Annotated in this window: 5 protein-coding genes; all 5 read right to left on the bottom strand. The window is 43.8% G+C overall.

The annotated features are described in order from the left end of the window. Positions 1-24: 24 nt before the first annotated feature. Positions 25-411: a CBASS system CD-NTase/cGAS isopeptidase Cap3 gene (cap3, locus tag FE394_RS09040; RefSeq protein WP_319926067.1), complete on the bottom strand. Its 387-nt coding sequence runs from the start codon at positions 409-411 to the stop codon at positions 25-27. Positions 412-451: 40 nt separating this feature from the next. Then, a complete protein-coding gene (locus FE394_RS09035; RefSeq protein ID WP_319926066.1) occupies positions 452-2,221 on the bottom strand; it encodes an E2/UBC family protein in 1,770 nt (589 codons plus the stop codon). Beyond that, the gene (locus tag FE394_RS09030) at positions 2,221-3,522 is read right to left on the bottom strand and encodes a CBASS cGAMP synthase (protein ID WP_319926065.1); all 1,302 of its coding nucleotides are present in this window, start codon (positions 3,520-3,522) and stop codon (positions 2,221-2,223) included. Before FE394_RS09030 ends, FE394_RS09035 begins: the two co-directional genes overlap by 1 nt. Beyond that, positions 3,522-4,592 (bottom strand): CBASS cGAMP-activated phospholipase, encoded by a 1,071-nt coding sequence (locus FE394_RS09025; protein WP_319926064.1) that lies wholly within the window; start codon positions 4,590-4,592, stop codon positions 3,522-3,524. Before FE394_RS09025 ends, FE394_RS09030 begins: the two co-directional genes overlap by 1 nt. Before the next feature lie 478 nt (positions 4,593-5,070). Beyond that, positions 5,071-6,312, bottom strand: a complete 1,242-nt coding sequence (locus tag FE394_RS09020; RefSeq protein WP_319926063.1) for an integrase — start codon at positions 6,310-6,312, stop codon at positions 5,071-5,073. Positions 6,313-6,314 lie beyond the last annotated feature (2 nt).

Genomic DNA, 6,314 nt, shown 5'->3' with positions numbered 1-6,314 from the left:
CGTATATCAGGACTAGACAAGGCTTTATATCGTTACCATATTTCTCCCCAACCATACTCCTTTCCGCCCTACAATCAGCATAAACATAGGTTCAGTTGCAATCAAACCTGTTAGCCATGACTTTATATCAATATTAGATGGTTGAGGTAAATCCTCAGGATGGGTATGCCATTCACCTAAATAAACAAGAAAGCCATCAGAATTTTCAAATAATTCATTCACTTTTTGTTGATGATGATTGCCTTTTCTCACCATTCGAGTACGACTCCTGATATCATCCTGACCAGGTTCTGAAATGTGAGTAATCACAATGTGCTTTCCTCGGCGTTCTCCTATTAGAACCCCTCCTGCCTCGGTACTGGCATAATGTATTTGTCGATATGAATTGAGTAGCTGCACGACGTCACTCATGATAACAACATGATTTTCAAAATTATCAACAAACACTAATTCATTTATGTTCATTACAAATAGGGCAATTAGATTGACGTGGCAAAAATTGAGGTTTGAGCGAACGGCCCCCCTCAAGTACATGTTCACTGTAAGTCCATTTTATCTTTGGTTCTAGAGTGCTTAGCACTGCCATTTGTGCCAAAGATGCAGTTATGCTACTTACCGCAGCATCGTATGGTGTGTAAGTGCTACCACAGCTTTTGCTTTTCTCACTTGATATATCGAGATGGTAAAATCGCGAATCAATCCCGTTGCGGTACTTTTCGGGATTAGAAATCATGCATCCATAACAACTACGACCATCATCGATGAAAACTTTTGATGCCCGTCCGTTGCCATCATTGAATGCATGAATAATAATTGGTCTTTGTTCTGATGAAATATTTCTTACTATAGCCGCCATGCGCTTAGATACTGGTGGGCGACCTGTAGCATCAATAATAATGTCGTATTTCTGCATTACATCCGTGCTGAGGCAAAACTGTTTTTCAAATCCGACAATCTTCGTCTTTAAATGCACAGAGTCTTGGAGCCTTCTCGCCAGTGAAATGGATTTAGACCATCCAAAATCATGCGATGATAAGGTATGGCGTCCAAAGTTACTGGGTTTGTATAAATCATCATCATAAAGGTGTAGAAAACCTTTACCAAATCCAGCCCCGTTCCGGAGTAATAACTCCGCAAGATACCCACCAATTGTTCCACATCCAACCAGAGCTATACACCTTTCCGACAGGTTTGCTGCTCCTTCCCGCTGGGAATTTCTACTTAGTAGTGTCTCAATGTCCGCACGAACAACCCCCAGCCTTTGATATGTTATACAAACGTTTTTTCCTCCCAATAGTTTGGCTAGTTTGGCTGTTGAGTTTTTGGCTGATCTTTTATGTCTTCTAAAATCAATAGAGTTTGTGGAAAACTCAATATAGATAGCGAAGATATCTTGGTTGAAAATATCAAAGAGAAAAATGTATCTTTTTTTTCCTTCCGCTTTGATGTGGTCGATGACCCTATTTCTGGCATTGTGATCCGCTTTTGCAAGCCAATCCAGTAAGTCTCGAAATGAAGCCGGGGGCCATTTCATACCAGCAAGGCGGCTGGGGTTTACAGAAATGTAGTGTGTATTAATAAGGTATTCTTTTAACGAATTCCGGGGAAGATACCTTTGCTTAAGCCATTTTGAAATAACACTTTCCGTATCCTCCGGTGACGATTCCTCGACCGTTATGTACTCCAGTCTGGTAGCTCCATCAGGCATAAGTGATTGCGACAGATGGGTTTTAAGTCTGGCCCCCCTGTTTGCGTTTGATAATATAAACAGGCTATCGCTGGGTCGCCAATAGGCAGCAAATTCACCTTCCAATTCTCTCTTATCGTTCAGCCCTTCTACAGTTGCTGATACTGAGTTAACTAGTGTTCGGCGTATTTGTGCATCAACTTCTCTAAACGTTCCCTCTAGGTTATTGGAATCCCAGTCTGCCTCCATTTGTTCTACGTAACATAGAAACCCTTCAAGGCTTACATGGGGCATAAGACGGTCTCTGAACTGCTCGGGAAGTTCAAAAATGTAAGCTATTGGTAATTCAGTAAAAGGGTCAGAGCGGGGCACTAAAGCAACATTAAAGTTACCGGCTACAGTCTCGTATTCTTTCGTATAATAGCCCTTGCGGGGATTCTGACTATATAGAATTGCCTTCTCAGGGAGATTGCGGGCTCGCGTATAGCGATACCCGCAGCCTATCATCACTTTATGGAGACGCCCTTCTTCCATCAGCCGCTTACCATCGTTTTGTTAATTTTTGTCGGTGCAGGCTCCTTAGATGGAGCATCGTGAAATGCAGGGGCCGCAGTTATTGATGTGATCAGCGAAGCATTAGTTACTCGCTCTCCAAAGGCTTCATTCATTTTTTGTAATGCATCATCTCTACTGCTTGCACATTCAGCATCAAGGAAAATACCATACAAGCTTCTCATAGTTTCAACGATGGTTCTTTGGTGAAGGTTATGATCGCACTCAGCAGGGAATAGTAACTTTTTATCAGTGTCGTCGGGGCTTTCTAAACCATTAGAGAATTCTTCAGGAAGTAACTTAGCAACGAGTTTCATCGTCCCTGTGAGGTCAGAACCATTGTGATCCTCTTTGTCGAGGATGTTTACCACTGCAGTCATCAGACTGATTGATGATGGTCCCCCAACGTCCCATTGAGCATCTCTCCAGGCCTTCATAAAGCGGCAAACTGAACGGAGGTGCCCCCCGATTCGCTTACAACTGTCGTTAAACCAGTCTTCAACGATTTTAGGGTCGCTGATCGACCACCTTCTTTCACCATCACGTAGTGCTAAATTGACTTTGTCAGACTCTACTAAGTATGCCTCGCGCATATCTATGTTCGCTGATAAAGACTCAAACATTGCATCAGCACTCTTTATGAGGTGTGCAGAATCGGCTGCTGTTTGTTTTTTCTGGAATTGTTCTTTCGGGATCGCATACATCGGCACATCGATGTGTGTTTTCTCGCGAGGAATTTTGATGCGGCCACAGGTGTTTTTTTCTTCAAACCACCATCCATCGTTTTCGGCTTCTAACGATTTCAGGGAAGTATCTACAAGAAGGAGTAGCAGGGTGTGACCAATGCGCGGTTCGGATTCGAAGACGGTCATGGGCATGTAAGTACCATCATCAATATCCATTTCTTGACCTGGATGGAAAGGCCTGTTTAACGTATCATACTGAAAGCTTCCCTGAGTCCAGAATCGGGGCTGTAGTTTGATGAAGTCATCACGGGCTTCATCATCCATTTCAAAAATAAGTCGCGCGACTTCTGCTTGATCAGCACCAGAGAGGTAGCGAACATTTGTTTGCGCCAGTTCTAATCTCACTCCCTCGAGACTAAGTGCGTACGTTCTGACGTCAATAGCAACCGCTCTGGCTTCCTTAAACACATCTCTCGTTCTTTCACGGACTATTTGTCGAAGCTCTTTCAGTTTCGTGGATTCACTCTTGCTCAGTTTGAGCTTACTGATTAAGCCATCCACATTGTGACTGTAGTAATTGTTAAAATCCCAACGCATCACAGTTTCTCCGGCACGATTGTGCGCTTAAAGGGTTTTGCAGGTGTAGTGAAGAAGTTTTTTAGTTTCGGGTTCTGAGCGAACTGAACATTAGCGAGTTGCTTTCCCCTTGCACTTAAATTTTGCAGTGAACTCTCAGTGGCATTATCCAGAGTGATATCACTGGCTGCTTCATTGGGAATAACTTCATCTAAGTAGGTGTAGTTATCGAGTGCGCCATTGAGCGTAAGCTCACGCAAAAGCATATTTTTATGAAGATGCTGGTTAGCCGTCATGGTTGTCAGTACAAGTCTTTTACCCATTCCCCACAGGCGGCAGTATCCGTTCCACCATTTTTTGCTCAGCAGCTTAGGACTAAGTGAATACTCTTCACCGACAGTACCAATATTGAGAATGTGAATGTCTTTGTGAGTAACATTAAAGTCAGATTTCATATCCCTGAATACTTCCAGCAGCCCGATATAACTTGGGTTGTTAGCAACCAAACCTCCATCAGCAAAATACGAGTGTAGATCTTCGCAATAGTGTGGGGCAAAGTATGTTGGAGCAGCGGAGGTCGCGAGTGCGGCATCAATCAATTTTAACGGCCCGTCGCGCGTGAAATCTGGGTTATGCGGTGTTTTGAAAAACTGAGGCTTTCCTGTAGAAAGATTCACTGCTGGGATCATAACTCGTCGGGACAAATCATTGAACTTGGTTTCAGCACCTATCATCGTTTCAATGGTTTCTCGGAGGGGAGAGCTACTGTAAATAGGTGCACAAAGTGACTTAAGCAAGTTGGTCAGGGACCATCTTGTTGGAAAAATGTCATTCGCTTTATCGTTGAACACTTTTTCCAGTTCGCGAGCGCTTTTGCCTGTAGCAAGGCCGAGAGCCAGTATCCCGCCTATTGATGTTCCAGTTATGAGATCAAAATAATCACCAATTTTGATGTCTTGTTCAGAATTCTTGCTGGCGAGTATTCTCTCAATCTCTGCAAGGACGCTGATAGTAAATAATCCTCTGGCACCACCACCATTAAGACTAAGTATGCGCACTTTGTGATTATCCACCGCACTTATATCAGACATTGGTCACCCCCTCGAAAAGATAGATATTAGATGTGTCTGGTTTGCTAATTTTCAATGTATAAAAAACCAGTATTTTAATAAAAAGTCAAAAAAACCAAAAATACTTCTACTGCGATGCATTGCTCTGCACTTTGTAGGTAAATGAAGATTTAATCCAAAATCTAAAAGGGGGAACAGTTGAAATGGCGAGTGAAGCTTTCTCCTCAAGTGTATGTTCAGAGTAAAAACACGCTGGAGGCTTTACTCATATGTGGATAAAGTGTTGTGAGCGTGAAAACTGTTCAAGTTGCCTAACACCTCCCCGCTAGCCGAGAGAAATTTTGTTATCGATGTTTATAGAGTGCTAATGGATTTAAACACCGCTCACGATATTGATGGTTCCTCTTTTTCCTCGAAGGGAGAAAACACGATAAAAAAAGAATAGCGTACTAATAATGCGATTCTTTTTTTGTTGAATTTTGATGATAAAAGATTGCTCTTATCCTACGAGCTTTAATCTTCTAGAACCTACTTCAATCATACTGCCGTTGTCTGCAGCCTTCACAAAGTCCGCCCACCACTGCATCATAGAACGTCGTTGCTCCAAGTAATCACTGCGGTTATAAGCACGACGAACCTCGTTCTTATCCACATGGGCAAGTGCTGCCTCAATAACATCAGGCGGAAAGCCTTGTTCATTAAGAGCCGTACTGGCAATTGATCTCAGCCCATGCGAAACGAGCACTCCACCAAAACCTGCGCGTTTTAGTGATGCATTAACTGTCTGGCTGTTCATTGGTTGGTTTGGCTTTATACGGCTAGGAAAAATAAACTCCCGGTTGCTGCTTAACGGCTTCATCATATCCAGAACAGCCATTGCTTCATCTGACAATGGGACAGTATGGTCACGGTTCATTTTCATTCGTGATGCGGGAATTCTCCATTCACGTGCTTCCAGATCAACTTCATCCCAGCGAGCCTCAGCCGCTTCAGCAGGGCGAGTAATAGTAAGAAGTTGCCACATGAACAGGCTGCGTGTGGAAAGGCTAATGTTGGCTGTTCGCATTGTCTGCATCAGTTGAGGTAGCTGATCCGGTCGAGTGCTGGGCATGTTCTTTTTCTGCGGCTTCTCGAAGGCTTTACCGATATTAACGCTGGGAACAGCATCAATCAGGCCTGTGTTCTGGGCGTATATCATGACTTCATTGATTCGCTGGCACAGGCGACGAACGGTTTCCAGTGCTCCTCTGGACTGAACTGGTTGGACGGCCTGAACCAGTGTATGAGCTTTAATATCTGTAACGCTGACATCACCAATCGCAGGAAAAACATCTCTCTCAAGAGAGCGCCAAATATCCTCTGCGTAGTCCTCGGTCACGCTTGCTTTCTTCACATTCCACCAACGTTCAGCTACGAGCTGGAAAGTATTGGTTTTGGCTTCAAGCGAACTGCGCAATTGTTCTTGCTGATGCTCCTGAGGATCGATTTGTTTCGCAAGGAGAGAGCGAGATTCTGCTCGATAGTTTCTTGCATCAGCAAGCGTAACTGACGGGTAGGGGCCTATGCTCTTCTTCGCACGTTTCTTGGTGACAGGGCGAATGTAGCAAAACTGCCAGATTTTACTCCCGCTAGATTTGATCAGTAGCTCAAGGCCATCGCCATCATAGAGAACGTAGTCCGCTTCCTTGGGTTTAGCAGATTCGATTTCTTTAACGGATAGAGGTTTGGTTTGTCTTGCCATTG

This window comes from Xenorhabdus littoralis (genome assembly GCF_033949345.1).
Classification (GTDB): Bacteria; Pseudomonadota; Gammaproteobacteria; order Enterobacterales; family Enterobacteriaceae; genus Xenorhabdus; species Xenorhabdus littoralis.
The sequence above is the reverse complement of the archived record's forward strand: the minus strand, read 5'-3'. Positions and strand labels throughout refer to the sequence as shown.

Bases quoted from the DNA above. Each gene is read 5' to 3' on its own strand.
- cap3 (WP_319926067.1), bottom strand. From the start codon at position 411: ATGAGTGACGTCGTGCAGCTACTCAATTCATATCGACAAATACATTAT.
- FE394_RS09035 (WP_319926066.1), bottom strand. From the start codon at position 2,221: ATGGAAGAAGGGCGTCTCCATAAAGTGATGATAGGCTGCGGGTATCGC.
- FE394_RS09030 (WP_319926065.1), bottom strand. From the start codon at position 3,522: ATGCGTTGGGATTTTAACAATTACTACAGTCACAATGTGGATGGCTTA.
- FE394_RS09025 (WP_319926064.1), bottom strand. From the start codon at position 4,592: ATGTCTGATATAAGTGCGGTGGATAATCACAAAGTGCGCATACTTAGT.
- FE394_RS09020 (WP_319926063.1), bottom strand. From the start codon at position 6,312: ATGGCAAGACAAACCAAACCTCTATCCGTTAAAGAAATCGAATCTGCT.